Below are 26,750 nucleotides of genomic sequence, written 5' to 3' on the forward strand. Positions count from 1 at the left end.
TTATAGGCCGAATAAAATGGATGCCCGCAAAGTTGTATTTGAGGAAAATAAGCTAGAAAAGAAATTAACTCGCATGGTTGGCCAAGCGATTGGTGACTTTAATATGATCAGCCCTGGCGACACGGTAATGGTCTGCGTCTCTGGCGGCAAAGATAGTTACAGCTTACTTGATATTTTGTTGAAGCTCAGAGAGCGAGCACCAATTCAATTTGACATCATTGCGGTTAACTTAGATCAGAAGCAACCTAATTTTCCGACCGCTACATTACCTAATTATTTGGCTAGCCTACCTGTCCCATTTCATATTGAGACACAAGACACCTATAGTATTGTGAAGCGTGTGATTCCCGAAGGGAAAACAACCTGTGGCTTGTGTTCGCGTTTGCGGCGTGGCATCTTATACCGCGTTGCGAGCGAGTTAGGCGCAACTAAAATTGCTCTAAGCCATCATCGTGACGACATTTTAGAAACCTTCTTGCTGAATATATTCTATGGTGGAAAATTAAAGGCGATGCCGCCTAAATTACGTTCTGATGACGGTAAACATATTGTGATTCGTCCACTGGCCTATGTGCCAGAGCGCTTACTTGAGCGTTATGCTGGCGTCATGCAGTTTCCGATTATTCCCTGTGATCTTTGTGGCAGCCAACCCAATTTGCAACGCGGTGCAATGAAGCAAATGTTACGCGATTGGGAGAAAAAAAATCCTGGTAGAGTCGAAAATGTGTTTCGCGCACTGCATCAAATTGTGCCTTCGCATTTACTTGATAGCACCGCATTTAACTTTAAAAATCTTGAATTAGCCGAAGCGCTAGCAGGCTTCATGCCCGAACGAGATGGGGATAAAGCGTTTGATGAGAGCACTCCAGCACTGCCTACAAATACAAGCGGCCCCCTAGGCACTTATACTGCAAGCTTATGAATATCGTTATTCTGGCAGCCGGACAAGGTCAGCGCATGCGCTCTGCCTTGCCTAAAGTAATGCAAAGATTGGCTGGTAAGCCCATGTTGCAGCATGTACTTGAAACTGCCTTGAGTATTAGCCCCAAAACAGCTCCACTGGTAGTCATTGGCCACGGTGCGCCGCTCGTAAGCCAATTTTTAATGACTTTTGCAGAACAAAATAAAGCCACCTTAAAACTCGCCACCAAAATAGATACCGTTTTACAGGCCAAGCAAAATGGAACGGGACATGCCTTATTGCAAGCCTTGCCCAAATTAAACCCAGCTGTGCCAACCCTAGTTTTATATGGTGATGTACCTTTAATTAGCCCCTCGACCTTAAAGCGCTTAATTCAATTGGCCGATGGTGTTGCGGGTCAAGATTCAGCTTTAGCCCTATTGACGCAAGACATGGTAGATCCTCAGGGGTACGGCCGCATTATGCGCAATTCTGCAGGTGAAGTAACGGCTATTGTTGAAGAAAAAGACGCCACTCGGCAGCAACGCACAATTCAAGAAATTAATACCGGCATGATGGTGTTGCCAAGCCAGCATCTAAAGCGTTGGCTCAAGGCTTTAAAGGCTAGTAATGCGCAGGGAGAATATTATTTAACCGATGTAATTGCGATGGCCGTTAAAGATGGCGTACCGATTCGCACTACCCAGGCCACGAATGTATGGGAAACGCTTGGCGTTAATGATCGCGCTCAACTAGCCGCCTTAGAGCGGATTGCTCAGCAGGAAATTGCGAGCAATTTATTAAGTAATGGCGTTTCTCTCGCCGATCCTACGCGCCTTGATGTGCGGGGTAAATTAACATGTGGTCAAGATGTCTTCATTGATATTGGCTGCGTGTTTGAGGGCGACGTTTCCTTAGCAACAGGGGTTCAGGTCGGGCCTAACTGTGTTTTAAGAAATACCCAAGTTGGCAAGCGCGTAGTAATTCAAGCCTTTAGCCATCTAGATGGGGCAATAATTAGTGATGATTGCAGCATTGGCCCCTACGCACGTTTACGGCCTGGCGCTAATTTAGCTAACGATGTTCATATTGGTAATTTTGTCGAAGTAAAAAATAGTCAATTGGGTGCGCACAGTAAAGCTAATCATTTAGCGTATGTGGGTGACGCCACCGTGGGTAAGCGCGTGAACATTGGGGCGGGCACAATTACTTGTAATTATGATGGGGTTAGCAAGCATCAAACCATTATTGAAGATGATGTCTTTATCGGCTCAGATACGCAACTGGTTGCTCCAGTTAAAGTAGGGCGCGGAGCTACATTAGGTGCGGGCACCACCTTAACTAAAGATGCTCCTGCAAATCAACTGACCGTATCACGCACTAAACAAGTTTCAGTGCCATGGCAACGTCCAGAAAAAAAAGTACTTGCAAAGAAAAAATTATCAAGCAAGGGAAAAAAATAAATGTGCGGCATAGTTGGTGCAGTGTCAGCACATAATGTCGTTGAAATTCTCATTGAGGGTTTACGCCGCTTAGAGTATCGCGGCTACGACTCTTGTGGGTTTGCCCTGATTAATGCAGCAAACCCCCTGCATCCAATTGAGCGGGCCCGCACTACTGCGCGCGTTGCCGATTTAGCTGCGCAAGCCAATCAATTTTCAGGCACGCTAGGTATTGCACACACCCGCTGGGCCACTCACGGTAAGCCAGATACGGAAAACGCGCATCCCCACATTTCACAAAATTTGATTGCGGTAGTGCATAACGGCATTATTGAAAATTATGAAAGCTTACGCGCTGAATTAATGCAAGCAGGCTACATTTTTACTTCAGAAACTGATACCGAGGTCATTGCCCATTTAATTCACCAAGTTTATGCCGCACAAGTCGAACGAAATTTAGCTTTGGCAGTACGGTTGGTGTTGCCCCGTTTGTATGGCGCTTATGCGATAGCGGTAATAGCGCAAGACAATCCGCAAACCCTGATTGGCGCCAGAGCGGGATCGCCCTTGGTTGCAGCATTTGGCCGGCAAGAAAATTTCTTAGCATCAGATGCGCTAGCACTAGCGGGTAAAGCTGAATCGATGCTTTATTTAGAGGAGGGCGATATTGCTATCGTCACAAGCAGCACCATTCAAATAATAGATCATGACGGGGTAATTTTAACGCGTGAAAGTAAGCCCATGCCAGCACAGGCTGAGGCCGTTGATTTAGGCCCTTATCGCCATTTCATGCAGAAAGAAATTTTTGAACAACCCCGCGCTATTGCAGATACCTTGGCGAATGTGAGCAGCTTTGGTCCAGAATTATTTGGCGCTAACCCGCAGCAGTGGTTAGAGTTTGAGCAAATTTTAATTTTGGCTTGTGGCACGAGTTATTATGCCGCCTGTGTTGGTAAGTATTGGCTTGAAGACTTAGGTGGTATTTCAACGCAAGTTGAAATTGCTAGTGAGTATCGTTATCGAAAAACGGTTTCCAAGCCAAATACCTTGGTAATCGTGATATCTCAATCGGGGGAAACTGCCGATACGCTCGCTGCTTTACGTCACGCTAAAAGTTTGGGACAGCGTTTTACGTTGGCAATTTGTAATGTGGCTAGTAGTGCAATGGTGCGTGAAACACCATGGCATTTTATTACTAAAGCGGGTACTGAAATTGGCGTAGCCTCAACCAAGGCCTTTACCACGCAGTTAGTGGCGCTGTATATATTAGCTGCCTCTATTGCCAAGCGTGCTGGGGCCTTAAATCCCGAGGCAGAAAAAGACTTACTACGTCGCTTGCGCCGATTGCCTAAAGCCTTATATGCGGTTTTGGCTCTCGAGCCACAAATCATTGCTTGGAGCGAAGCATTTGCGAAATGTGAAAACGTGCTTTTTTTAGGACGTGGTTTGTACTATCCCATTGCCCTCGAAGGTGCTCTTAAGTTAAAAGAAATTTCTTATATTCATGCCGAGGCTTATCCTGCTGGTGAGTTAAAGCATGGGCCGTTGGCGCTAGTAACCGAAAAAATGCCGGTTGTTACGGTTGCGCCCAATGATGCTTTATTGGAAAAATTAAAATCGAATATGCAGGAAGTCAAAGCCCGGGGCGGGGTGTTGTATGTGTTTACCGACCGCGATACACAAATGAAAAGTAGTGACGGTATTCATGTCATCGGCCTGCCCGAGTACTATGGCGATCTCTCGCCCATCTTGCAGGTGGTCCCCCTGCAATTATTGGCTTACCATACTGCTTGTGCGCGGGGTACCGACGTCGATAAACCCCGTAATTTAGCTAAAAGCGTGACGGTGGAGTAGTTCATTTAATCCCTTTAAGAATCAGGGGAAAATGCACATTTGTGTTTAAATAAGCTTGGTGAATATTTTGTTTAGCCCCCCCTCTATTGGCCCCCATAATCAAGTTCGCTATTTAGCGCGCCTGCTATTAGCAGTATCTCTGCTAGGTATTTTGGCTGCCTGTGCGGTGGGGCCCGACTTTAAGCAACCCGATGCGCCTAAAGTGGGCACTTTAACTGAAAAGCCTCTTCCTGCTAAATTAGCAACGACCCCAGATGTTCCGGGTGGTAGCGAGCAAACTTTAGTTGAAAGTAAAGACATCCCGGCAAAGTGGTGGGAGCTATTTAAATCCCCCGAGTTAGATGTATTAATTCGCAAAGCCCTAGAGCAAAACCCAAACTTAGCTGCAGCTGATGCCGCCTTGCGCGCAGCAAAAGAAAATGTTAGCGCTCAAATTGGCGGTCAGTATTTTCCTAAAATTGGTGGCAATGCAAGTGCCACTCGCGAACAATTGCCGTATGCGGTGTATGGACTGCCGCGCGGGGATCCCATTTATGATCTCTACAACACCACAGTGAATATTAGTTATGTGCCTGACTTTTTTGGCCGGGCGCGCAGAACAGTAGAAAATGCTCGTGCTCAAGCTGAGATTAGTCAATACCAACTTGAGGGCGCATACCTGAATTTAACGTCGAATTTAGTAACTGCTGCAGTACGCGAGGCTCAATTGCGTGCGCAATACCAAGCTACTAAAGAAATTTTAGAAGCACAAACTTATTTTGCTAATATTATTAAACAGCAACTCGAAATTGGCAGCGTATCTAAAGTAGACCTCACTTCTCAGCTGGCTTTAGTGGCAAGCTCGCAGGCAGAATTATTGGTGTATGAAAAAAATGTTGCTTTTGCGCGTAATCAACTCGCTGCTTTAACGGGCGAATTTCCGGGAAGTGCAGTTATTAAAGGTTTTAATTTAAGTGATTTGCATCTACCAGACCAGCTACCACTGTCATTGCCTTCAAGTTTAGTGCGTCAACGCCCCGATATACTTGCCGCTGAGTCGGTAATGAAATCAACCAACGCTTTAGTTGGCGTAGCCACTGCCAACTTGCTGCCACAAATTACTTTGAGTGGCGCTGAGGGTAGCGCAGCCTTAACCACCGGCGCTTTATTTGGGCCCACTGCTGCGCTTTGGTCCATTGCTGGCGGATTATTTCAGCCACTCTTTCAGGGCGGCCAATTATTAGCGCAGCGCCGCGGTGCCATGGCCAATTATGAGCAAGCCGTATTTCAATATCAAGCCGCAGTGATCACTGCCTTTCAGCAGGTTGCGGATGCGCTCCAGGCTTTAGATGCTGATGCAAAGGCTTTAACTGCTGCTACCGATACTGAACGCTATGCCAAAGAAACACTCAATTTGGTACAACATCAATATCGTCTTGGAACCGCTAGTTATTTGCAGGTGCTGTACTACCAAACCCAATATCAAAATGCCAAAATTCGCTCTTTGCAAGCGCAAGCACTCCGTTTTTCTGATACCGCAGCTTTATTTACAGCATTGGGCGGGGGCTGGTGGAATCGAGAAGGACCTGCTTATCAAGCTAAAACAATTGCTAGTAGCGAGAGTGCCCTAGGCGCGTCTGTCGAAGGTACTCCCACAGCCACTTCGGCAGCCTCTCCACTTACTTCGGCTGAGTTACCCATTGCAAATGCCAACCTGATCGTTAAATAATGAAGCTTCTTGAAACCCTTAAAACTAAAGTACTGCTGTTACTAAAGACTTGGCAAGTGCGCGAAAAATTGTATCTCTTGTGGATCAAAATAAAAAATACCTATGCGCGTATAGCTCAGAAACTGCGCCCCTATCAGCGCTTTAAAAATACGCGTGCCTATGCCAAATTAATGGCGATGACAGAAATGCGCCGCCGCATGACGGTGATGTTGGTGGGTGTTTTTTTACTGCTGGGGTTAATTTTTGTCTTTAATCAGACTAAAACGATGCTAATTAAGCATTTTATTTCCAGTGCAGGTTTGCCGCCTGCCGCTGTTTCTACTACGGTTGTTCAATACGAGGAGTGGCAACCCATGCTAAGTAGTGTGGGTAATATGCGCGCCTATCGCGGGGTTGAATTGAGCACAGGAGTAGAGGGCTTAGTCGAGCAGGTGCCGGTGAAGTCGGGCATGGATGTGAAAGAAGGTAGCTTGTTAATCAAGTTAGTCGATGCTGCTGAAGTAGCCCAATTGCAATCATTAAGGGCCCAAGCTGAATTAGCTAAAGTGATTAATGAGCGCGATAAACAGCAATTGGCAATTCAGGCTATCAGTAAAAATGTTTTTGATACCAGCGCAGCCGACGCGAAGTCAAAGCGGGCATTGGTACAGCAACAAGAGGCACTAATTGTTAAAAAGAATTTAAAGGCCCCTTTTAGCGGCCGCGTTGGAATTGTGACGCTGAACCCAGGACAGTACGTTGGCGCTAGTGAGAAGTTAATGACCTTACAAACGATTGACCCGATATTTGTTGACTTTACTTTGCCACAAAGCGCAGTTAGTACTATTGCGGTTGGCCAATCGATTGCGCTATCGACTGATGCATATAAAGGTATTGCATTTGCTGGAAAAATTACAGCAATTAGTCCTAAGGTCGATTTAAATACGCGCAATATTCAAATTGAAGCCTTGTTAGCTAATCCGGATAAGAAAATTTTGCCGGGCATGTTTGCTAATGTAAATATTAATTTAGGCGATAAAGTCAAACTACTTACTTTGCCTTTAACCGCTGTAAGCTATAACCCTTATGGCTCTACTGTATTTATAGCCAAGAAAACTGAGCGCCTTGGAAAAGATGGCCAGCCCGTGATTGAAGCCCAGCAAGTATTTGTCACAACTGGCTCAACTCGGGGTGATCAGGTCGCGATTACCAAGGGTATAGAGGCGGGAGCTACCATTGTCACTAGCGGCCAACTAAAATTAAAAAACGGCACGCCTTTAATCATTAATAATAAAGTACTCCCCGCCAATTCTCCTAATCCAAAGCCTCAGGAAAATTAGTGTTGATGAATGCAATTAGTCATTATTGTCTACGCTGGTGGCTAGCGTGATGAATTGGACCGATCTCTTCATTCGCCGGCCCGTTCTATCGGTGGTGGTAAGTAGCCTGATTTTAATTTTTGGTTTGAAGGCTGTAACGACTTTGCCAGTTAATCAGTTCCCGCAAACCCAAAATGCGGTTGTTACCATCACTACGGCATATTTTGGAGCAGATCCAGAAACCATTGCAGGATTTATTACTCAACCGCTTGAATCAGCTATTGCTCAGGCGCAGGGTATTGATTATTTATCCTCAGCCAGCATCAGCGGCATCTCTACCATTACCGCAACCTTGCGGCTCAATTACGACTCCAATAAAGCCTTAACTCAAATTAATACTCAAATTGCCTCAGTGCGTAATCAATTACCACCGCAGGCACAACAACCTGTTTTAACAGTGCAATTGGGGCAATCAACTGCCGCCTTATATATGGGTTTTTATAGCGATGACATACCCAACAACAGTATTACGGATTATTTATTGCGGGTTGTCAAACCGAAACTCGATTCCATTGCTGGCGTGCAAAACGCTGAAATTTTAGGTGGTCGGAAGTTTGCCTTAAGGGCTTGGTTAGACGCTGATCGGATGGCCGGCTTAGGAGTTGGGCCAGATGATGTATATAACGCACTAGCGGCCAATAACTATTTATCTGCCGTTGGCAGCACAAAAGGCTCGATGGTTGCGGTTGACTTAGTTGCGGGTACCGATTTACATAATTTAGCTGAATTTCGTAAGCTCATCATTAAACGTAATGGCGTAGACCTAGTTTATTTAGATCAAGTTGCCAATGTCAGCTTAGGTTCTGAAGATTACAACACCAATGTAGCTTTTAGTGGTAAAAAATCAGTCTTCATTGGAATCAAAGTAGCGCCAGAGGCCAATTTATTAGATGTGGCTGCACGAATTCAAGCAGCCTTCCCACCTATTCAAAAACAATTGCCTACTGGCTTGACCGGCAAAATTGTGTACGACTCTACTGCCTTTATTAATACCTCCATTGATGAAGTTATTAAAACATTAGTCGAGGCATTAGTCATCGTAACGGCAGTGATTTATTTATTTTTAGGTAGCTTTCGGGCAGTTTTGGTACCCCTTATTGCTATGCCGCTGTCCTTAATCGGCGCATTTTTTATGATGCAAGTATTGGGCTATTCGATTAATTTATTAACCCTCTTAGCCTTAGTTTTGGCGATCGGCTTGGTCGTTGACGACGCTATTATTGTGGTCGAAAACGTCGATCGCCATATGAAAGAAGGTAAATCGCCACTCGAGGCAGCATTGATTGCAGCAAGAGAATTGGGCAATCCCATTTTAGCCATGACCATTGTATTAATTGCGGTCTATATTCCCATTGGCTTTCAAGGTGGCTTAACCGGTGCGCTGTTTACCGAATTTGCCTTTACTTTAGCCGGAGCGGTGGCTGTTTCGGGCGTGGTTGCCTTAACGCTTTCGCCGATGATGTGCGCACAAATTTTTACTGAACAGCAAGAGGCCTCACCCTTTGTTCAAAAAATCGATTTGGTATTTGAGCGCTTTCATCATCGATATCAAGCGCTGCTTCGTAGTTTATTAACAACTTGGCAGGTCGTCATTGTCATGGGCGCATTTTTATTAGTAGGTGTAGCTTATTTATATGCTACAGCTTGGTCTGAATTAGCGCCTACAGAAGATCAGGGCATTGTCTTAATGCAAGCTGCAGGCCCGCCCAATTCAACGGTTGATCAAATGCAAATGTATGCAAATCAACTATATCAAATTGCTAGCGCCGAACCAGAGTATGCGCAAATGTTTCAAATTACTAGTCCGACATCTAGCTTTGGCGGCGTACTTTTAAAAGATTGGGCGCAACGCAGTCGAAGTGCTAGCGCCTTTCAGCAAGATATGCAAAAAAAGTGGAATAGCATTGCTGGTGCACGAGTGGCTGTGTTTCAGTTTCCCGCTCTTCCAGGCGCCCAAGGGCTACCAGTTCAAGTGGTCATTAATACAACCGAATCATACGAAAATTTAAATGAAGTATCGCAGGCCGTACTCGATAAAGCCCGCAAAAGTGGGATGTTTTTCTTTGTTGATACCGATTTAAAAATTGATAAGCCACAAGACGTACTCGAGATAGATCGCGAAAAAGTTGCTGCTTTAGGAATGACCCAAAAAGATGTTGGTAGCGCACTTTCAGCCGCATTGGGCGGAGGATTTGTCAACTATTTTTCTGTGGCTGGCAGATCTTATCGGGTCATTCCTCAGGTAAAACAAGTAGATCGCTTAAACCCCGAGCAAATTTTAGATTACTATATTCGCACTCCCAGCGGCAATATGATTCAGGCGCGCACGATTGCGTCGATTCGACAACGGGTTGTGCCGCAGTCAATTAATCATTTTCAGCAATTAAATTCTGCCACGATCTCGGGAGTTAGCACCCCATTCGTTTCACAGGCCGAAGTATTAACTTTTTTACAAAATGCCATCAAAGAAGCTGGACCTAGTGGCTATAACATTGATTATGCAGGCCCATCACGGCAATTTATTGCCGAGTCAGGCGGTTTCTTGGTAACCATGTTCTTTGCGATTTTGATTGTATTTTTGGTGCTTGCAGCTCAGTTTGAAAGCTTTCGCGATCCCTTGGTGATTTTAGTTTCGGTACCGCTTGCTTTATTTGGCGCCTTAATTTTTATTAATCTTGGCTTCACCACTGTCAATGTTTATACCCAGGTTGGTTTAGTGACTTTAATGGGCTTAATTAGTAAGCATGGTATTTTAATTGTGCAATTTGCTAATGAGTTACAAATGGCCGGCCGCAATAAATTAGAAGCCATTATCGAAGCAAGCAGTGTGCGGTTGCGGCCAATTTTAATGACCACTGCAGCGATGGTTTTGGGTGTAGTACCGCTGGTAATTGCTTCTGGGGCTGGGGCAGCAGGTAGACAATCGATGGGAATCGTAATTTTTACTGGCCTATCGATTGGCACCTTATTTACTTTATTTGTCGTGCCAGCGATGTACCTCTTTATTGGCGCCGATCACCACGCGAATAAATTTAAACAAAGCGCCATTTAAATTTAGGTAATTAGGGTTTACTCACCATTAATTCAGTTTCTGCAATAGTGGCAAACTGAGTTTCGGTTTGAATGCGCTTAAACCATTTTTCTAAATGTTCATATTGTGGGCGCGCCGGCAATTGCTCAGGAAATGTCTCTGCTAATAAAATCCAGCGATTAACGCAAATGGCTAGAGGAATATCGCCTAAATTAAAGCGTTCACCCGCACAAAAAGCGTGCTCTTGTAAGCAAGCGTTAAGGATGCCAAGATATTGATGGGTATCGGCAAAGCCTTTACTAATGGCGGCATAGTTACGTTCCGCTTCTGGCACACGCGTCAGCCCCAGAAAGGGTAGACGTAAGGCGGGCCAAAGAGTTGAAATTTGCCAATCTAACCATTTATCTGAGCTGGCTTGACTAAAATTGTCTTTAGGAAAATAAGTTCCAGCCGCATCATAAGTGCGAGCCAAGTAGCGCAAAATTGAATTCGATTCCCACAGAGTGAGCTGGCCATCTTGTAAGGTTGGGACCAAACCATTGGGATTCATTTTGAGATAGTCGGGGGTCGTATTAATACCAAAATGTAAGCCCGCATCAATACGTTCATAGTCACGTTGCTCTTGTCGTTGGAGCTCAGCTAAGCACCATAATACTTTTTGAACATTGATTGAACTTTTCCTACCCCAGAGTCGCATCATGAAATAATTATCCTTATTGTGATTGGCACTATTTTTTTATTCCTTGGCCACGTGTTTAATACCTGATAGCTCGCTACGATGAAACAGCAGCGGGGCTTTAGCAGGGTCATGGGCAAGATCATGAATTTGGGCGACAATAATAAGGTGGTCGCCACCAGGGTAAACAGCCACGGTTTCACATTCAAAGTGGGCTGCACAGCCTTGTAAAAAGGGGATACCACTGGCATTAAGTAGATGATTTACTGTGGCAAATTGACCGGTGCGGCGTTTGGCAAAGGTGATTGCGAGATCTTCTTGAGCATGATTCAGTACATGAATAATATGTTGAGCACCCACCGAAAAAGCAGCCGCTAATGGGGATTGTTTCGCAATCGACCATAAAACTAACGGGGGATTCAGCGAAACGGTATTGAAGGAGCTAATGGTGATGCCGATTGGCGCTTGCGTAGCATCAAGCCCAGTAATTACCGTGACGCCAGTGGGAAAAGCAGCAAAACCCTGACGTAAATCCCCGGATGAGATCGGCTTATTAATTACAGAACTGGGCATGCGGATTATCTTGAGCTAGCCATTTATGATTTATTGGCTGCGGCGGGAGTGGGCGTAGCGCCGCCAGTAGGGATAACAGTTCCTGGTATGGGGGTTAGCACTTCATTGTCTTCAGCCTTCACGCACTTAAACCGATACTCTTTACTATTTTTAGAGAGAAAACTTGCGCCTAGATAAAAATCGTTTTTACATACTTTAGTTGCAAAATTCATGACTTCTTGCGGGTCTGCGCTGGAATTAATGAGTCGCATATTTCCCATTGACATACTTAATTCCGTTGAAAAACAAGCGCTTAGCAAGAGGCAGCTAAAAGTAGCGGTGAAGAGTAGAATTTTTTTCATGGTAAACCTCATATGCAATCGTGCTCGTAGAATAAACCGTTTAAGTAAAGTTGTTAATTTTAAGGAATTTTAATGTTTAAAGCGATCTTGATTAATAAAGACGAAAAAGGCTATCGTGCCGACTTGGCCGAACTCGACGAGACCGATTTACCCGCTGGCGAAGTGTTGGTTAAGGTACTGTATTCCACCTTAAATTATAAAGACGGCCTTGCTATTACTGGCAAAGGCCCTGTTGTCAGGGCATTTCCGATGGTTCCAGGCATCGATTTTGCTGGCGAAGTACTCGACAGTAGTAGCCCAGATTATCAGCCTGGAGATCAGGTTATTTTGAATGGCTGGGGGGTGGGAGAGGGGTATTGGGGCGGTTTAGCCCAAAAGGCGCGGGTTAAGGCCGAATGGCTGATACCCCTGCCCAAGGGCTTGACCCCGAAGCAAACCCTGGCAATTGGTACGGCTGGCTATACCGCCATGTTGTGTGTCATGGCCCTGCAACAGCATGGCTTGCAGCCTAGCGCTGGTGAAGTTTTAGTCACCGGGGCAGCAGGGGGGGTGGGTAGTTTTGCCACGATGCTCATGAGCAAACTGGGTTTTACGGTAGTCGCTAGTAGTGGTCGACCAGAAGAAAGCGCATATCTACATCAGCTGGGCGCTAGCGAGGTCATTGAGCGGGCCAGTTTATCAACTCCAGGTAAACCCCTTGCTAAAGAGCGCTGGGCTGCGGTTATCGATAGCGTGGGTAGTCATACCTTAGCTAATGCATGTGCGGCAGTTAAAAGCAATGGTGCAGTTGCTGCGTGTGGTTTAGCCCAAGGCATGGATTTTCCAACTACCGTAGCCCCATTTATTTTGCGCGGCATTACTTTGTATGGCATCAATAGCGTTACCGTAGATAAGGCGAAACGTATTTCAGCTTGGGAGCAATTAAGTCAGCTTTGCGACTTCACCATCGTCAACGCAATTGCCCACGAAATTAGCTTGGCCGAGGCTATTCCGCTAGCGGCTGATTTAATTGCTGGCAAAATTCGTGGACGTTTAATTGTGGATGTGAATCGCTAAGAATGCGCTTTTACTCTTAATATAGCGGCTATCGTGAAGCCGTTTTTAATTGATAACATCGTTGGCTTTGCGCTCAGGTAAGCGCAGACAAATGAGTTGTCTCTCAGTTTCATTGGCGCTCGACCATGCTGCAATTTCTTCAAGCGTACGATAGCAACCGCGACAAAAGCCATTGTCTGGATTAATCTCACACCAATTAATACAGGGCGAAGCAATGGGTGCAATGGGATTCAATTTCATTAAGACGTTTTAAACCGATTGATAAAACGTTTATCAGCATCATATTCAATAAAATGGGGATAGGCCCCAGCCCTTAAATGGGTTTGGTGCGAGCGCCACATTTCAGGATCAAAAAAATCGGGATGATGTTTAAGAAAATAGTGTTTGACCCGCTGATCGCCCAGTAAAAAAACCCGAAAGGTTTCTGGAAAAATATCTTTCGACCCAATTGGATACCAAGGTTCGCCCGATAACTCCTCCTCCTCGGTGCGAGCCACTGGAACATGACGAATTTCACAGGCAGTTAAATATTCAATTTCATCGTAGTCATAAAAAGCAACCCGGCCATAGCGAGTGACGCCAAAATTTTTGTAAAGTAAGTCACCTGGAAAAATATTAGCGGCAATTAATTCCTTAATAGCATTGCCATATTGCAACACTCCATGCTCTATTTCGGCATCGCTACCATCCTGCAGCCAAAGGTTTAACGGCGTCATCCGCCGTTCTATATAGACATGTTTAATAACTAATTCATCTAGACCATCTAGGCCTGGTCTAATTTGCAGTAATGACGGACATTGCACTTGAATTTCGGCAATTAATTCAGGCGTAAAACGCTCAAGGGGGAAAACCACATCAGAAAATTCGAGTGAATCAGCCATTCGCCCTACCCGATCATGCTGTTTAACCAATTGATATTTGGCCATGATGATTTCACGGGTTGTTTCCTTGGGGGGCGGAAAGGAATCCTTGATCATCTTAAAAACATAGGGGTAGCTAGGTAAATCAAATACCAGCATCACTAAACCTTTAATGCCAGGCGCAATGCGAAATAAATCAGTAGAGTGCAGTAAGTGATGTTGAAAGTCGCGGTAAAACAAATTTTTACCGTGCTTTTGTAGTCCTAACATGTTGTAAAGTTCCGCACGGGGTTTGTGGGGTAACAAATTGCGCAAAAAAGTAACGTAGGCTGAAGGCACTTCCATATCGACTAAAAAATAACTATGAGTAAAACTAAATATTAGGCGTAAATCGACTTCAGATAATAATGCACCATCTATATATAGTTGACCAGCTGCGTTATGCATTAGCGCAATTGCTAAGGGGATCACTTTTTCGCCATCAATAATGCGGCCAATAATAAAGGCAGTTTTATTACGAAAAAAAAGGCCAGTTAAGATATGAATTTGAAAATCTGCCTGTGTCGTAGCGCCATGTAATTCCTCGTTCACGCATTGATTTAATAATTCAATATCCCGCGTTAAATTTTCAAATGGTGTTTTAAATTGAAAACTCAGTAGCAAATCTGCAAGGACTTGTTTTAAGCCAGCACGATTTTCTGGATAGTAAGTGCGGTAGGTGGGCTTACTTGGGGCTTCGTCGTTCTCTAGGTATTCGGTAGAAATGGTAGGGCGGACAAAAATAAAATCATTATGAAAATAATCACGGCGTAAGATGCGGGTACATACTGAATTAAAAAATGTTTCCGCTAACTCAGGTTGGTGTAAATTAGAAACTAAACCAATGTAATGTAATTTCACTTGCTGCCACACCTCATCGGAACAATTTTCTGCATCAAACTCATCTTCCAAAATTTGCACAGTTTCTTGTACGCGTTGATCATAATAATCAATGCGATTCCGCTGCAATTGACTTACCCCAAACCAATCTTGCGCCTCAAAGCAGGCTTTTGCCGCTGTTCCAGCCTCGCGGAAGATGCGGTAATGGCGTTGAAATCCGGCCAACAGCGTTTGCGCCATATCGAAAGCAACCTGCGATGACAATAATTTGGGAAAATGGTTCATGCCACTAAGCTTAATCGAAGCGTGCAGAACTTGACTAATCCTCAAATCCACTACCCCTTGGGGGACGCCCTTCCACCGCTGGGTGAAGCTAGGGAAGTGGTTCCTGGGGTGCGCTGGATAAGAATGCGCCTGCCCTTTGCCTTAGATCACATTAATTTATGGCTTTTACGCGATGAAATCGATGGTGTAGAGGGGTGGACCATCATTGATTGTGGTATTTGTAATGCCGAGACGCAGACCGCATGGGAAACTATTTTTGCCACTCAATTGGCCAATTTGCCAGTATTAAGGGTGATTGTGACCCATATGCATCCCGATCATGTGGGGTTGGCAAAGTGGTTATGCGAGCGGTGGCAGGCGCCCTTATGGATGTCGATGGCAGAGTATTTAACTGCTCAGTGGTTAAGCAATAAAGAGGGGGGCGCAGCAATTGGCGCCAAAATGGGAGGAGGGGGATCGGCCGATCACCTGGAGCGCCATGGGCTTAATTCCGCCGAAGACTTGGCTTTAATTCGGGGCCGTTCTGACTATTACAGCAAGATGGTGCCAGGGATGCCGCAGCGCTATCGGCGTTTGATGGACGGGGATGTCATTTCTATTGGCAGGCATCTGTGGCAGGTAAAAATGGGCTATGGGCATGCGCCTGAACATGCCACCTTGTATTGCGCAAAATTAGGGGTTTTTATTTCAGGCGATATGGTCTTACCACGTATCTCTACCAACATTAGTGTTTATGATGCCGATCCCGATGCCGATCCCTTGGGATTGTTTTTACGTTCCTTGGCGTTATTTGCCCAATTACCTGTCGATACCTTAGTTTTACCCTCCCACGGTAAGCCCTTTAATGGCCTTCATTTACGTGTTCAGCAATTACAAGATCACCATGTTGATCGCTTAGCCGACACCATGGAAGCGTGCAACCAGCCGATTACAGCGCGCGACTTAGTGCCTATTTTATTTAAGCGCTCACTGGATACGCATCAAATGACCTTTGCCATGGGCGAAGCTATTGCCCATTTGAATCATCTTTGGCGCTTGGGAAAGCTGACGCGGAAGGCTTCCGCCGGGGTTTGGCAGTTTTCCGTCCGCTAGACCCTGCATTCCCTGCAGATGCAGCAGCATTTGTTGCCGCCGCGGTTGCTGCCGCGGTTGCTTTATTCACATTGTCCATGGCAGCTTCCTGTGCCGAGCCCATCGCCTCGCCAAAAGAGCGCAGCGCTAAAAGCGTGGCTTGCTGAACTTCAAGCCCTTGAATAGTCGACTTCAAGACGTTTAAATTCAGGTTTAACCAATTCTCAACGCTTTTAAGATCTTTAATCCGCTTTTCAATTTCAACGACATCAAGACCTGCAAAAGCATTATTAAATCCGCTAGCTGCCTTGTTCATATCGGTAGTAAAGGGAAATTGGCCGGCATTTTGCCCGGCCACACCTTGCCCCCACATGTTCTTCAACATCTCAAGGCTTTGATTAAATTCTGGGATAGTTCCAAACATAAATTCTCCATTTTGGCTAAAGACAAGCAATACCGATAAAATACGGGATTCTAAAGATTAATCCTCTTAACCTCACAATGCAATCAAATGGTTCAGTAGCACCCACTTCAACAGTACCTGCCTTTTTCGGTTCGGCAAGGTATACGCGTGGCGCCCTTTTACCCCAGCTCTTGCAAGAGCGCATTTTAATTTTAGATGGCGCAATGGGCACCATGATTCAGCAGCGGAAGCTTTCTGAAGCCGACTATCGCGGCTTGCCAGCGAGTCAGCGTTTTGCGCAGCATGCCAGCGATGTTAAGGGGAATAACGAGTTATTAGTTTTAACGCAGCCACAAATTATTCGCGACATCCACGATCAATATCTTGCGGCGGGCGCCGACATTATCGAGACCAATACCTTTGGCGCCACCACCGTTGCGCAAGATGATTACCGCATGCCCGAGCTAGCTCGTGAAATGAATGAACAAGCCGCGCGTATTGCTCACGAGGCTTGTGTGGCCTATAGCACAGCAGATAAGCCGCGGTTTGCAGCTGGTGCCATTGGCCCAACTCCTAAAACTGCGAGTATATCTCCTGAAGTGAATGACCCTGGCGCGCGAAATGTAACCTTTGACATTTTACGCAAAGCCTATCGCGAACAAATTGAAGGTTTGTTTGCTGGAGGTGTCGATTTATTTTTAGTTGAAACTATTTTTGACACTTTAAATGCTAAGGCAGCGTTATTTGCGCTCGATGAATTTTTTGAAGAAACTGGAGAACTTTTACCAGTGATGATTTCTGGTACCGTCACCGATGCGTCGGGGCGCATTTTATCTGGCCAAACGGTTGAGGCATTTTGGAACAGTTTGCGTCATATTAAGCCGCTGACTTTCGGCCTTAATTGTGCTTTAGGAGCGGCTTTAATGCGCCCTTATATCGCCGAATTAGCGCGGGTTTGCGATACGGCAATTTCCTGCTATCCGAATGCCGGCTTACCGAACCCCATGAGCGATACGGGCTTTGATGAAACCCCCGCAATGACTTCCGGATTAATTGATGGTTTTGCAGCCGATGGTTTAGTCAATTTAGTAGGCGGCTGTTGCGGCACTACGCCAGAGCATATTCGAGCTATCGCCACCGCAGTAGCCCGCCGTAAACCCAGGGCTTTTTATCGTGAAAATTCATCTGAAGTCTTGTCATGAGTGATATCAAGCCGATGCGCTTAGCTGGCTTAGAGCCCTGCAATATCACTCCTGCAGTGGGCTTTGTCAATATCGGTGAGCGTACCAATGTAACGGGCTCAAAAGCTTTCGCGCGCATGATTTTGAATAATCAATTTGATGAAGCTTTGGCGGTCGCCCGCCAACAAGTTGAAAATGGTGCGCAGGTAATTGATATCAATATGGATGAGGCGATGCTGGATTCCGAGGCGGCAATGACCCGCTTTTTGAATTTAATTGCCTCAGAGCCAGATATTGCTAGAGTTCCCATCATGCTTGATTCGTCGAAATGGACGGTGATTGAAGCTGGCCTAAAGTGCGTGCAAGGCAAATCCATTGTGAATTCTATTTCCCTTAAAGAAGGTGAAGACGCATTCCGTAAACAAGCGCGTTTAGTTAAACGCTATGGCGCGGCTACTGTAGTAATGGCTTTTGACGAGCAAGGTCAAGCTGACACCTTTAAGCGCAAAACTGAAATTTGCCAACGCTGCTACAACTTGTTGGTCGGTGAGATGGGCTTTCCTGCTGAAGATATTATTTTTGATCCGAATATTTTTGCGATCGCCACCGGCATTGAAGAGCATGATAATTATGCGGTTGATTTTATTAACGCTACTCGCTGGATAAAAGCCAATTTACCCGGCGCAAAAGTTAGCGGCGGGGTTTCTAATGTCAGCTTTTCTTTCCGCGGCAATGATCGCGTTCGCGAGGCCATTCATACCGTATTTCTCTATCATGCCATTCAAGCTGGCATGGACATGGCGATTGTCAATGCCGGGCAACTAGGTGTGTATGCTGATCTTGACCCAGAGTTACTCGAACGTGTTGAAGATGTCGTACTCAATCGCTTTAAAGAAAAAGATGGCCAAACCCCTACTGAACGTTTATTAGCGATAGCCGCAACTTTTAAAGGCGATGCTAGTAAGCAAGTAGAAAATTTAGTTTGGCGAGAGGCGCCAGTTCGCGAGCGCTTAACCCATGCTTTGGTCCACGGCATCACCACATTTATTGTTGACGATACCGAGACTTTACGCGCAGAAATTATGGGGGCGGGTGGCAGGCCAATTGAGGTAATCGAAGGCCCACTAATGGATGGCATGAATGTGGTTGGCGATTTATTTGGTGCTGGAAAAATGTTTTTACCGCAAGTCGTTAAAAGCGCGCGCGTTATGAAGCAGGCTGTTGCGGTATTAATTCCCTACATTGAAGAAGAAAAACGTTTGCATATCGCTGGTGGTGGTGAAGCGAAGGCCAAAGGCAAAATTGTGATGGCCACAGTTAAAGGCGATGTACACGATATTGGTAAAAACATTGTTACTGTGGTTCTGCAGTGTAATAATTTTGACGTTATTAATATGGGCGTGATGGTGCCTTGCGCCGAAATTTTAAAGAAAGCCAAAGAAGAGCAGGCCGACATTGTTGGCCTGTCTGGCTTGATTACACCTTCACTTGAAGAAATGACCTATGTAGCCCAAGAGATGCAACGCGATACCTATTTTCGCGACCGTTTATTACCTTTAATGATTGGCGGCGCGACCACTTCTCGGGTACATACTGCCGTCAAAATTGCCCCGCACTATGATGGTCCAGTGGTCTATGTACCCGATGCTTCGCGCTCAGTTTCGGTAGCGTCAAGTTTACTTTCCGATGAGGGCGCAAAAAAATTCATTTCTGAATTACAGGAAGATTATGTCCGTATCCGCGACCAACACGCGAACAAACGTAAGACGCCTCTCATTTCTTTAGAGGCGGCACGCAAAAATCAGGAATGTATTAATTGGCAAAATTGGGTTCCACACAAACCCAAATTTATTGGTCGGCGGCTCTTTAAAAATTACTCACTTGCTGAAATAGCCCCCTTTATTGACTGGACTCCCTTTTTTCAAACTTGGGATTTGGCAGGTAAGTTTCCAGCAATATTGGATGATGAAGTTGTTGGCGTAGAGGCGCGCAAAGTATTTGCAGATGCACAGGCAATGTTGGAAAAATTAATTAAAGGCCAATGGTTGCAGGCAGATGGCGTAATGGCTTTTTATCCCGCCAACACGGTTGGCGACGATATCGTTTTATATACTGATGAAGCCCGCAATCACCCCTTATTTGTTTGGCATAACTTGCGCCAACAGAGCGAACGACCTGTAGTCGATGGCCAACGGCGCCCGAACCGCAGCTTAGCCGACTACGTTGCACCGCATGCCACTGGCATTGCTGATTATGTAGGTTGTTTTGCGGTGACTACAGGCCACGGGGTCGAGAAAAAAGTGGCGCAATTTCAAGCGCAACATGATGATTACAGTGCAATTATGCTTAAAGCACTAGCCGATCGTTTAGCCGAGGCATTCGCTGAATTAATGCATTGGCGGGCGCGTACCGATTTATGGGGTTACGCCACGAACGAACAACTTAGTAATGAGCAAATGATTGCTGAGCAATACCAAGGTATTCGCCCAGCGCCAGGTTACCCGGCTTGTCCTGCCCATGAAGTGAAGTTAGATTTATTACGTGTACTCGGCTCAGAAGATATTGGGATGAGCTTAACAGAATCATTCGCGATGAACCCTGCTTCGAGTGTTAGTGGCTTTTATTTAGGTCATCCCGAAGCCCGTTATTTTAATGTGGGCAAAGTAGGTCAAGATCAATTGGCAGATTTAGCTAAAAGACGCAATGAAACAATTGAAGTGGTACAGCGCTCCTTAGCAAGTCAATTCGACTAGGACAGTACCTGCAACTGATTGCAACGCAGTTTAGATGTCCCACACCAGAGGTTCTTGCGCCGCCGCCGCCTGCTTCATGAGCTCTAAAAATGGAAAGGCCCGCCTGCCGAGAGGATCGCCTTTTGCCATTGCCGAGCTAGAGTGAGCTCCTTGGGATTGGGTTTGGGGCTGAGTTTGGGATTGGCGTTGCTGTTGATCTTGAATAATAGCGCTTTCAAGGAGCCAAATTAAATTTGGCAGTTCAGCGGCAGTCAAAATGCCGCGTTGCTCAAGGGGCTTGCCCAAGATTGTAAAAATGCGTTCACTCAGATCACTTAACATGATCACCTCGGGGCCGGCTTTAGAATGAAAATGGTAAATCATCTGTCGAGCTTACCATTGCTGCCTGATAAACTCATTAATCTATGTTGACAACCCAAAAGAACCATTTAATTCAGCTCTTAAGTGAAGCTTTAAAACAGACAGCACTCGCTCACGGTTTGTCGCCAACTGACATACCAGTACCCCAGCTCGAACGGCCAAAATCGACTGATCATGGTGATGTGGCTTGCAATATTGCCATGCAAGTAGCAAAGCTATGGCAGCTTAAGCCGCGTGATTTAGCGCAAACCTTAATTAGCCATTTAACAAACCAAGCCAATTATGCCGACTTCATTGCTGCTGCTGAAGTTGCTGGGCCTGGTTTTATTAATTTTCGCCTGACCAATCAAGCTAAAACAGCGGTTATTAAAGAGATCTTAGTTGAGCAAGCGCGCTTTGGCTTAGTCAAGTTAGCGCCCTCAGCGGGAAATGCAAAACCAGCCAAAGTGATGATCGAATTTGTTTCAGCTAACCCTACTGGCCCATTGCATGTAGGGCATGGGCGACAGGCAGCCCTAGGAGACGCCATTGCTAATTTACTCAGCACCCAAGGATTAGCAGTTCACCGCGAGTTTTATTACAACGATGCAGGTGTGCAAATTGCCAACCTAGCCCTCTCAGTGCAGGCGCGCTTAAGTGGGCTCAAGCCAGGCGATAGTGCATGGCCAGAGTTAGCATATAACGGTGAGTACATTGCCGATATTGCAACAGCATATCGCGCTTTACCAGCGCATCACTCAGAGACCGATCTTGAATCAATTCGTCAATTTGCGGTTGCTTATTTACGGGCAGAACAAGACCTGGATTTAAGTATTTTTGGGGTGCAATTTGATCAGTACTACTTAGAGTCTTCTCTATATGCCGATGGCAGCGTGGCCCACATTGTCGCTGACTTAGAGGCCGCTGGTAAAACCTATGAGACCGATGGTGCTTTGTGGCTCAAAACGACTGCAGACGGCGATGATAAAGATCGGGTGATGCGAAAGTCTGACGGCAGTTATACCTATTTTGTACCCGATGTAGCCTATCATGCGAGTAAATGGCAGCGGGGTTATCAGCAGGTCATCAATATTCAGGGTAGTGATCACCATGGCACCATCATGCGCGTCCGCGCAGGTTTACAGGGGGTGGCACAGCAACGTCAGTGGGCCATTCCCAGTAATTACCCAGCCTATGTTTTGCATAAAATGGTTACGGTGATGCGCAATGGCGAAGTCGTGAAATTATCGAAACGCGCTGGATCTTATGTCACAGTGCGCGATTTAATTGAATGGTCGGGTGGTATTCATGACGCCATGACAGCGGAGGAGCGTGAGTTGGCGTTACAACGCGGACGTGATGCAGTCCGCTTCTTTTTAATTTCGCGCAAAGCCGATACGGAGTTTATTTTTGATGTTGATTTAGCCTTGCAACAAAACGACGAAAACCCAGTTTTTTATGTCCAGTATGCGCACGCCCGAATTTGCTCCATTCTGGCGCAATGGCATGGTTCTCCTGCTGATTTAGCTACAGCAAACTTCAGTCTATTAAGTAGTAAAGCTGCCGATCATTTGCTGCGGCGATTAGCTGAATATCCAGAATTACTTGCTACGGCCGCGGCCGATTTAGCCCCCCATGCACTCGCCTTTTATTTACGCGATTTAGCCGGCGATTTTCATACCTTTTACAATGCAGATCGTGTCTTAGTGGATGATCTCGAGTTAAAAAATGCTCGCTTAGCTTTATTAGCGGCGACCCGTCAGGTAATTCAGAATGGCTTGGCTGTTTTGGGGGTATCAGCCCCGAGCAAAATGTAAGATGAGGGGATGAAAGTGAAATCGACAAGAGAATTTGGGGGTACCTTATTGGGTTTAATTCTCGGGCTAACATTAGGCCTTGCTTTAGCTTTGGGGGTAGCTTTTTATTTATCGAAAACGCCCCCGCAAGAAAAGCCCGGAATTCGGGCGCCGAACTTACCATTAACGATTAAACCCGCCGTTCCAGTTGAAGAAGAGGGCGCCCCAGCTGCCACCCCATTAGATTTGAATAAGCCCTTGCAAGGAAAAAAACCACCTAGCAATACGGAAGCTAGCCCCGATCCGATTCGCGATATTGCCAATGGCAAAAAACCTGAGCAAAAGCCAGCAGATGTCAAAGCCCCAGAAGCCAAGAATACCGAACCCATTTTCTTTGTCCAAGTAGGCGCTTACAGCAAAAAAGCTGAGGCCGATGCACAAAAGGCAAACTTAGCAATTCAGGGTATTGAGGCGCAAATGAGTGAAGCATCAGTCGAGGGTAGTGTCGTATGGCGTGTGCGGATTGGCCCATTTGTCTCAACTGAAGATACCAAAGCAATTACTAATAAATTAAGTAGTCTTGGCATGAAACCCACTATTATTCGAGCAAATAAATCATGATTTCACCCCTTTCTTTTTATCGTCAACTTTGTGTTCGTGGCTTATTAGTAGCCTTTAGTCTTTTGCCCTTGGGGCAGCTGAGTGCGCAAATCATAGGCCAAACGGCAGGCCAAGCGGCAGGTAGCGCAGCGTCTAATATTAAGCCTCAGCCTGGCAATCAAAAAATTCAAGAGGGTATTGACTACCGCATTTCAACTGCCCCGCAACCCGTCGAAACCAAAAACAAAGTCGAGGTAATTGAATTTTTTTGGTACGGCTGCCCGCATTGTTTTGAGTTTGAACCCGAACTTAGTGCTTGGGCTAGTCGCCAAGGTAAAGACGTAGTATTTAAACGTATACCAGTGGCATTTAGAGACGATTTTTTAGTGCATAGTCAGCTATTTTTTACGCTCGAAGCCATGGGCAAAGGGGATGCCTTAAATAATAAAGTCATGACCGCGATTCATAAAGAAAACAAACGACTACTAACGGAAAATGACATTGCCGATTGGGCAGTCAGTCAGGGACTCGATCGCAATACCTTTCTTACCACCTTTCGCTCATTTGCTACCGTATCAAAAGCACGGAATGCCAATCAACAATCGACTAACTATCGTATTGACGGTGTGCCAACGGTGGTTATTCAAGGGCGCTATGTTACTTCTCCATCGATTGCAGGAACCAAAACAAAAGCCATTCAAACAATGGATTATTTAGTCGACAAAGTGCGCAAAGAGAAGTACAAATAAATACTGAAGAACAGCATTAAATTTTGACAAAGTGACGCAAAATCCAAAAGTAAATTGGGTACGGTAACAGGCGTAAGAATTTTAAAAATCGCGAGAACCGTTTAGGAAAGTGAATGTCAAATTTACCCTGTTGAATACCGGCTAAAATTTCTTGCGCTGCTGTTTCTGGGCTGATTAGTGCGGGCATCACAAAATCATTTTGGGCGGTTGCTGGGGTTTCTACAAAACCGGGCGAGATCATGTGCACACTTAATCCGCGGGGTTGCAAATCATAGAATAAAGCCTCACAAAAATTAATCATTGCCGCTTTGCTGGGACCGTAAGCGAGCGCTTTGGGTAAGCCACTATAGCCGGCTACGCTACCCACAATGGCAATATGGCCAGCATGTTGTTCAAGCATATCGGGCAGAACTGCAGCTACAGCCCGCATGGGGCCGAGTACATTTGCTTGTACGGTTTGCTCAGCAGCAGCAAGCGCAAAATTATCAGCCCGCAGCGGAATATATATCCCAGAAACAAAGAGTAATAAATCGAGCCCATGCCAAGCGCGCACAATTGCTTGATAGGCCAGATCAATTTGTTCTGCCTTAGTAACATCAAGGGGTAAGCTTAAACATTGATTAACTTGACCTAAGGCACAAAGGGTCTCTAGGCGCTCAAAGCGGCGTCCTGATAAGGCGACTCTTGCTCCTGCCGTAATGAGTGTTTTTGCACATGCTTCACCAATTCCACTGGTGGCACCAATTACCCAGACCCGTAGGCCTGTAAATTGAGTAATTCCGGGTTGCTGCATGCTCATGGCGACGGAATTGTGCTTGGCTGATGGCTTAACGTAAATTGCACGACATCAATGTTTTGCTCTGAAAAGCCAGCAGCACAATACATTAAATAAAAATTCCATAAGCGAATAAAGGCCTCATCAAAGCCAAGTTGTTTTACCTCAGGCAATTTAGCGTTAAATTGCTCAAACCAGATGCCTAAGGTTTTGGCGTAATCTTTACCAAAAGCAAATTCGCTGTCAATTTGTAACCCCGCTTGGTTAGCTTGAGCAATAAAAGCATCACGTGATGGCAACATTCCACCGGGGAAAACGTATTGCTGAATGAAGTCGGTACTATTGCGATAGCGCTCAAATAAGTCAGTGGCAATCACAATAGTTTGCACGCAGGCCTTGCCATTGGGTTTCAGGCAGGCTGCAATACTTTGAAAATATTCGGGCCAATGGCTTTCACCTACTGCTTCAAACATTTCAATTGAAGCAATGCCATCAAACTGAGTATGACAGTCGCGATAATCTTGTAGGCGCACGACAAAACTAATCGGCTGATGGCTAGCGCGAGTGGAATTAACCGCATCAGCTTGACTGACCTGAGCGATACGCTCATGTGCAAATTTAGCTTGTTCGCTCGAGAGAGTTAGCCCAGTAATATTCAGGCCTGCGCGGGCAGCTACAGCCATAAAGCCACCCCAGCCACAGCCAATTTCAAGAACGCTATCACCTGCTTTACATTGTAAGGAATCGAGAATGCGTTGATATTTAGCATTTTGGGCTTGAGCTAACGATGTTTGCCCCTGGGACTCAAACCATCCGCTGGAATAGGTCATCGTTTCATCTAGCCAGAGTCCATAAAACGCATTACCTAAATCATAGTGCGCATGAATATTCTTGCGGCTACCCGCTTTTGAGTTGCGTCTTAACCAATGTTTAAATCGGTAGGCTAAGGATCCCACCCAACTGCCATAAATTGCTTTTTCTAAAATAGTTCGATTTCGTATGGCTAACTCAAGTAGGAGCTTAAGGTTGGGCGTCTCCCATTTACCGCGAATATAACTTTCAGCAAAACCAATATCCCCATGGCGTAGGACATCTCTAAACAAACCCCAATCAAGCACATGAATTTCAGCATGTAGAGCCTCGCTTACTTGCCCGAAGTGTTGAATTTCTCCATTTGGCAGAGCAATCGAAAGGTGACCGGCACTTAAATGTCCAAGCATTTTTAAAATGGTTCTGGCGGCCAGCGGAATATTACGATAGCTAGCCGTATCGGCCCGTGCTTTTGAGAAATTGAGTTTAGCCAGTAAAGGCTGTCCAGGTCGATTCATCGGCTTACTTCAAATTCCGGTGGTTGGGGTTTTGAGTGAAAGGGCACGCCTTTAAGCCACAGCTTAATTGCTTGCCAATGAATTCGGGCAATCACGCCAATACTCATTAAAGGATAACTCAAGATGGCCAAGCGTAAATTGCGCCGATTTAAAGGTCGCTCAGTTCCGCTAATGCTTGTATTAATAAGGGCCTGATCATCTTCAAGTAGCTCAATGCGATAAAGGGTACGATTTTTTGCTTGGCTATCTTGGGCAAATAAAAAGCGAAAATGGTAATTGCCCTGCACTTCACAAAATGGTGAGACATGAAAGACTTTGCGACTCGCTAAGGTTTCACCAGAGCGAATCGATTCGCCGGAATCTTTAGCCAGCAAATAACAATGCCGCTCGCCAAAGGTATTGTTGACTTCCGCCACAACGGCACGTACTTCACCGTTTGTGCGGGTACAAATCCAAAAACTCACGGGATTAAAGGTATAACCCAAAACCCGTGGAAAAGTTTGGAGCCAAATCTCGCCATCAACCCCATTAATCTGATATTGAGTTAAGAGTGCCTCTACCCAAGCCAGCGAATCTGCATTACCTTGACCATGATCTTTATCATAAAAGGAAATAAAGCGAAATTGATTGTCACCCAAGCCATGACGGCTTAATACTTGTGCATCAGTGCGCCGTAAGCGCAGCGGAATTTTGAGAGTAAAAACCCGATATCCAAATGAATTATGCTTAGGTCGAAAGCGGGTGTGTTTAACTACGCCGAAAGTGAGTTGAGCTTCTTTCATGTAGTTTTC

Annotated in this window: 23 protein-coding genes; 13 read left to right on the top strand and 10 right to left on the bottom strand. The window is 45.6% G+C overall.

Features of this window, described 5'->3' with window-relative positions; genetic code table 11:
• Positions 1–16 precede the first annotated feature (16 nt).
• From ttcA to LZT22_RS07395, 6 genes are all read left to right on the top strand, one after another.
• Positions 17–922, top strand: a complete 906-nt coding sequence (gene ttcA / locus LZT22_RS07370) for a tRNA 2-thiocytidine(32) synthetase TtcA (RefSeq protein WP_233924431.1) — start codon at positions 17–19, stop codon at positions 920–922.
• A complete protein-coding gene (gene glmU / locus LZT22_RS07375) occupies positions 919–2,364 on the top strand; it encodes a bifunctional UDP-N-acetylglucosamine diphosphorylase/glucosamine-1-phosphate N-acetyltransferase GlmU (protein WP_233924432.1) in 1,446 nt (481 codons plus the stop codon). Before ttcA ends, glmU begins: the two co-directional genes overlap by 4 nt.
• On the top strand, positions 2,365–4,197 hold the full coding sequence (glmS, locus tag LZT22_RS07380) for a glutamine--fructose-6-phosphate transaminase (isomerizing) (protein WP_233924433.1): 1,833 nt from the start codon (positions 2,365–2,367) through the stop codon (positions 4,195–4,197).
• A gap of 58 nt (positions 4,198–4,255) precedes the next feature.
• Positions 4,256–5,905, top strand: coding sequence for an efflux transporter outer membrane subunit (locus LZT22_RS07385; RefSeq protein ID WP_233924434.1), 1,650 nt, complete (start codon positions 4,256–4,258; stop codon positions 5,903–5,905).
• Between the two features lie 176 nt (positions 5,906–6,081).
• Positions 6,082–7,224, top strand: coding sequence for an efflux RND transporter periplasmic adaptor subunit (locus LZT22_RS07390; RefSeq protein ID WP_233924661.1), 1,143 nt, complete (start codon positions 6,082–6,084; stop codon positions 7,222–7,224).
• Between the two features lie 49 nt (positions 7,225–7,273).
• Positions 7,274–10,315, top strand: a complete 3,042-nt coding sequence (locus tag LZT22_RS07395; protein ID WP_233924435.1) for an efflux RND transporter permease subunit — start codon at positions 7,274–7,276, stop codon at positions 10,313–10,315.
• A gap of 10 nt (positions 10,316–10,325) precedes the next feature.
• Here LZT22_RS07395 and LZT22_RS07400 read toward each other — a convergent pair whose 3' ends face one another.
• The 3 genes from LZT22_RS07400 to LZT22_RS07410 are packed head-to-tail and all read right to left on the bottom strand — an operon-like array spanning position 10,326 to position 11,884.
• Positions 10,326–10,994: a glutathione S-transferase family protein gene (locus LZT22_RS07400; RefSeq protein WP_233924436.1), complete on the bottom strand. Its 669-nt coding sequence runs from the start codon at positions 10,992–10,994 to the stop codon at positions 10,326–10,328.
• A 36-nt stretch (positions 10,995–11,030) separates the two neighbouring features.
• A complete protein-coding gene (locus tag LZT22_RS07405) occupies positions 11,031–11,543 on the bottom strand; it encodes a flavin reductase family protein (protein WP_233924437.1) in 513 nt (170 codons plus the stop codon).
• 23 nt (positions 11,544–11,566) lie between these two features.
• The gene (locus tag LZT22_RS07410) at positions 11,567–11,884 is read right to left on the bottom strand and encodes a hypothetical protein (protein ID WP_233924438.1); all 318 of its coding nucleotides are present in this window, start codon (positions 11,882–11,884) and stop codon (positions 11,567–11,569) included.
• Positions 11,885–11,956: 72 nt separating this feature from the next.
• Here LZT22_RS07410 and LZT22_RS07415 point away from each other — a divergent pair, with 72 nt between their 5' ends.
• A complete protein-coding gene (locus LZT22_RS07415; RefSeq protein WP_233924439.1) occupies positions 11,957–12,940 on the top strand; it encodes an MDR family oxidoreductase in 984 nt (327 codons plus the stop codon).
• A 45-nt stretch (positions 12,941–12,985) separates the two neighbouring features.
• On the opposite strand, the gene LZT22_RS07420 is transcribed toward LZT22_RS07415, so the two are convergent.
• Positions 12,986–13,180, bottom strand: coding sequence for a DUF1289 domain-containing protein (locus LZT22_RS07420; RefSeq protein WP_233924440.1), 195 nt, complete (start codon positions 13,178–13,180; stop codon positions 12,986–12,988).
• Positions 13,180–14,964, bottom strand: a complete 1,785-nt coding sequence (gene aceK, locus LZT22_RS07425; RefSeq protein ID WP_233924441.1) for a bifunctional isocitrate dehydrogenase kinase/phosphatase — start codon at positions 14,962–14,964, stop codon at positions 13,180–13,182. The genes LZT22_RS07420 and aceK overlap by 1 nt, the downstream gene beginning before the upstream one ends.
• Between aceK and LZT22_RS07430 the strand changes: the two genes are divergently transcribed.
• Positions 14,956–16,056: an MBL fold metallo-hydrolase gene (locus tag LZT22_RS07430; protein ID WP_370634753.1), complete on the top strand. Its 1,101-nt coding sequence runs from the start codon at positions 14,956–14,958 to the stop codon at positions 16,054–16,056. The genes aceK and LZT22_RS07430 overlap by 9 nt on opposite strands.
• Here LZT22_RS07430 and LZT22_RS07435 read toward each other — a convergent pair.
• The gene (locus LZT22_RS07435; RefSeq protein WP_233924443.1) at positions 15,971–16,459 is read right to left on the bottom strand and encodes a PhaM family polyhydroxyalkanoate granule multifunctional regulatory protein; all 489 of its coding nucleotides are present in this window, start codon (positions 16,457–16,459) and stop codon (positions 15,971–15,973) included. The genes LZT22_RS07430 and LZT22_RS07435 overlap by 86 nt on opposite strands.
• 77 nt (positions 16,460–16,536) lie before the next feature.
• On the opposite strand from LZT22_RS07435, the gene LZT22_RS07440 reads away from it, so the two are divergent.
• Both LZT22_RS07440 and metH read left to right on the top strand, forming a co-directional pair.
• The gene (locus tag LZT22_RS07440) at positions 16,537–17,640 is read left to right on the top strand and encodes a homocysteine S-methyltransferase family protein (protein WP_233924444.1); all 1,104 of its coding nucleotides are present in this window, start codon (positions 16,537–16,539) and stop codon (positions 17,638–17,640) included.
• The gene (gene metH / locus LZT22_RS07445) at positions 17,637–20,372 is read left to right on the top strand and encodes a methionine synthase (protein WP_233924445.1); all 2,736 of its coding nucleotides are present in this window, start codon (positions 17,637–17,639) and stop codon (positions 20,370–20,372) included. Before LZT22_RS07440 ends, metH begins: the two co-directional genes overlap by 4 nt.
• A 30-nt stretch (positions 20,373–20,402) precedes the next feature.
• On the opposite strand, the gene LZT22_RS07450 is transcribed toward metH, so the two are convergent.
• The gene (locus LZT22_RS07450; protein WP_233924446.1) at positions 20,403–20,735 is read right to left on the bottom strand and encodes a DUF1840 domain-containing protein; all 333 of its coding nucleotides are present in this window, start codon (positions 20,733–20,735) and stop codon (positions 20,403–20,405) included.
• Positions 20,736–20,776: 41 nt separating this feature from the next.
• Between LZT22_RS07450 and argS the strand changes: the two genes are divergently transcribed.
• The 3 genes from argS to LZT22_RS07465 are packed head-to-tail and all read left to right on the top strand — an operon-like array spanning position 20,777 to position 23,856.
• The gene (argS, locus tag LZT22_RS07455) at positions 20,777–22,528 is read left to right on the top strand and encodes an arginine--tRNA ligase (protein ID WP_233924447.1); all 1,752 of its coding nucleotides are present in this window, start codon (positions 20,777–20,779) and stop codon (positions 22,526–22,528) included.
• A gap of 9 nt (positions 22,529–22,537) precedes the next feature.
• A complete protein-coding gene (locus tag LZT22_RS07460; RefSeq protein ID WP_233924448.1) occupies positions 22,538–23,128 on the top strand; it encodes an SPOR domain-containing protein in 591 nt (196 codons plus the stop codon).
• Positions 23,125–23,856, top strand: coding sequence for a thiol:disulfide interchange protein DsbA/DsbL (locus LZT22_RS07465; protein WP_233924449.1), 732 nt, complete (start codon positions 23,125–23,127; stop codon positions 23,854–23,856). The genes LZT22_RS07460 and LZT22_RS07465 overlap by 4 nt, the downstream gene beginning before the upstream one ends.
• A 16-nt stretch (positions 23,857–23,872) precedes the next feature.
• Here LZT22_RS07465 and LZT22_RS07470 read toward each other — a convergent pair whose 3' ends face one another.
• Genes LZT22_RS07470 through LZT22_RS07480 form a run of 3 tightly spaced genes read right to left on the bottom strand, consistent with a single transcriptional unit; the run spans position 23,873 to position 26,741 of the window.
• Complete coding sequence (locus tag LZT22_RS07470; RefSeq protein ID WP_233924450.1) at positions 23,873–24,655, bottom strand: SDR family NAD(P)-dependent oxidoreductase; 783 nt, start codon at positions 24,653–24,655, stop codon at positions 23,873–23,875.
• Positions 24,652–25,959 carry a cyclopropane-fatty-acyl-phospholipid synthase family protein gene (locus tag LZT22_RS07475; RefSeq protein WP_233924451.1) on the bottom strand — a complete coding sequence of 436 codons (1,308 nt, stop codon included), beginning with the start codon at positions 25,957–25,959 and terminating at the stop codon, positions 24,652–24,654. Before LZT22_RS07475 ends, LZT22_RS07470 begins: the two co-directional genes overlap by 4 nt.
• Positions 25,956–26,741 carry a DUF1365 domain-containing protein gene (locus LZT22_RS07480; protein WP_233924452.1) on the bottom strand — a complete coding sequence of 262 codons (786 nt, stop codon included), beginning with the start codon at positions 26,739–26,741 and terminating at the stop codon, positions 25,956–25,958. Before LZT22_RS07480 ends, LZT22_RS07475 begins: the two co-directional genes overlap by 4 nt.
• Positions 26,742–26,750 lie beyond the last annotated feature (9 nt).

Origin of the sequence: Polynucleobacter sp. IMCC 29146, from assembly GCF_021395195.1 — a bacterium.
GTDB lineage: Bacteria > Pseudomonadota > Gammaproteobacteria > Burkholderiales > Burkholderiaceae > Polynucleobacter.